Genomic DNA, 2,171 nt, shown 5'->3' with positions numbered 1-2,171 from the left:
TGTCAACAACGGTTTATTTTTCCCCATTTCCAACGGTTAAAAAATCCCCAATTTCAGCGTTCAACCTTGTATTGGTTGAACGCCAGCCCGTTGTTTTTCTCTTAACCTATATGATTGTCCTTTAATATTAAACGTTATTGAATGGTGCAATAAACGGTCGAGAACGGCCGTAGCTAAAACATCATCTCCAAATATTTTCCCCCATTCAACATAGGATTTATTGGACGTAATAATTATAGATCCATGCTCATACCTTTTTGAAATGATTTGAAACAATAGATTAGCACTAAGCTCATCAAATGGAAAATAACCCATTTCGTCAATAATTAATACTTCAGGAACACACAATTTATTAACTAGGCGGGCAGTAGTTCCACGCTGCTCAGCCTTTTTACAAGATAAAATAAAATCATCACATCTGGTGTAATAGGCTGTATTTCCTTGTTCTATTGCTTCAATTGTTAGACCTATTGCTAGGTGAGTTTTCCCTACTCCTGGCGGACCCAGGAGTAAGATGTTTTCTCCATTTTGGATGAAACGACAAGTCATTACCTCTTTTACTCTACGTTCATTGACGCTTGTTTGAAATTCAAAATCAAAGTCCTCAATTTTTTTATAAAATGGTAGTTTAGATTTTTTAAGCCGTCTTTCAAGGTTTTGTCTCTCTTTACTTTCAATTTCTTGTAATAAAACGATGTTAAGAAAGTCAGAATATGATACATTATCTTTAGAGGCATCCTCTAAAATGCCTTCGATTCGATTTGAGGTTAAATGAAAACCTACACTTTTAAGACGTTCAGTTAGAAGGTCAGTGTTCATTCATATTCACCAACCTTTGACTGTTCTTCATACACCAAGAGGGAACGTTGTTCCACTTTTGGACCAGAGAGAGGATTGTGACCGGTCGCCAAACCTTTAGGTGTCACTTTCGTCTCTTCTTTTTTATTTTCTTTGTAATGTTTCAATTGAGCGATTGATTTGGTATTCCCATTGATCATTGGATGTGTTGCAATACAATCTAGTTCATAGTAAACTTCGATATGGTGTTCTAAAGTCTCTTTAATCTTCACTTCTGCTCCCTTATAACGGTAGGGGACAGAGTACAGTTTATTCTCGTAAGAGATATAACCCTGTTGGTCAACTCTAGTAGTTGTCCATCTACTCATTGGGAATAGAGGGCGTTGGTTCCAATTTAGTAATTTCTCTTGTTCCACTTCAAACCGTTCAAACGGTGATTCCTTGGTTGTTTGATTAGGCTTCTTATTAGCTATTTTGTCCAACCATTCTATTAGACTCTCATTCATCTTAACTAGGGATGGCTCCAACTTTCGCTGCATAAAATTTTTCTTCACATATCCAACTGCACTTTCCACTTTACCTTTAGATTGAGGACGAGCTGGTTTACAAGCTTTTGGAACAATGCCATAGTAAGCTAAAAACTCCTCAAATTTTCTATTGAATCTAATTTCAGTCGGGCTATGCTTAATCACTACAGTCTTCATGTTGTCATAAAGAATTTGTGATGGAACACCATTAAAATACGAGAAAGCATTCATGTGACACTTCATCAGTTGTTCCATGTTCATTGTTGTTGTAATCTCCATGTATTTCATTCTTGAATATCCAAGGACGATGACGAATACATAAAGTTTCTGTTTCTTACCGTCAATCTCGTGTTCTCCTAATTCACCCCAATCCATTTGAGCTTGTTTACCTGGAGGAGTTTCAAAACGGATACTTGACTGCTTATTAGGTTTTTCACGAAAGGGACTAATAAACTCCCTTAGTATTGTCATTTGGCCATCATAGCCCATTCCCTGTATCTCCTCTAACAAAACTACACAATTTGTGGTTCCTTCTTTAAGTCTCTTTAACAAATACTCTTTATAGTCATCTAATTTGCTTCCTTTACTTTTTTTATCCCCCTTTATTTTAGGAAGTTGATTCTGGTTTATGTACTTCCTAATGGTCTTTCTATCAAACCCTGTTTCTTCTGAAATTGCAGTTTGAGTCCATCCTTTCTGATGTAACTCTCTGATCATAAAAAATTCCCCATCCTTTAACATGTTGTCTCTCCACTCAAAAAAATTTTGATGTATCGAGACAATTATCCGTTATTTTTGGGGAATTTTTAACCGTTTATATTGGGGATTTTAACACCGTTTTTCACA

General features: G+C 36.0%; 2 protein-coding genes. Both read right to left on the bottom strand.

Annotation, left to right across the window (positions count from 1 at the left end; all coding sequences use genetic code 11):
• Window positions 1-60: 60 nt before the first annotated feature.
• A complete protein-coding gene (istB, locus tag COD92_RS26955) occupies window positions 61-819 on the bottom strand; it encodes an IS21-like element helper ATPase IstB (RefSeq protein ID WP_098532951.1) in 759 nt (252 codons plus the stop codon).
• A complete protein-coding gene (gene istA, locus COD92_RS26950; RefSeq protein WP_098532953.1) occupies window positions 816-2,066 on the bottom strand; it encodes an IS21 family transposase in 1,251 nt (416 codons plus the stop codon). Before istA ends, istB begins: the two co-directional genes overlap by 4 nt.
• Window positions 2,067-2,171 lie beyond the last annotated feature (105 nt).

The organism is Bacillus sp. AFS037270 (assembly GCF_002585305.1).
The sequence above is the reverse complement of the archived record's forward strand: the minus strand, read 5'-3'. Positions and strand labels throughout refer to the sequence as shown.

Excerpts from the sequence above, each read along its gene's own strand:
- istB (WP_098532951.1), bottom strand. The coding sequence starts at position 819 with ATGAACACTGACCTTCTAACTGAACGTCTTAAAAGTGTAGGTTTTCAT.
- istA (WP_098532953.1), bottom strand. The coding sequence starts at position 2,066 with ATGTTAAAGGATGGGGAATTTTTTATGATCAGAGAGTTACATCAGAAA.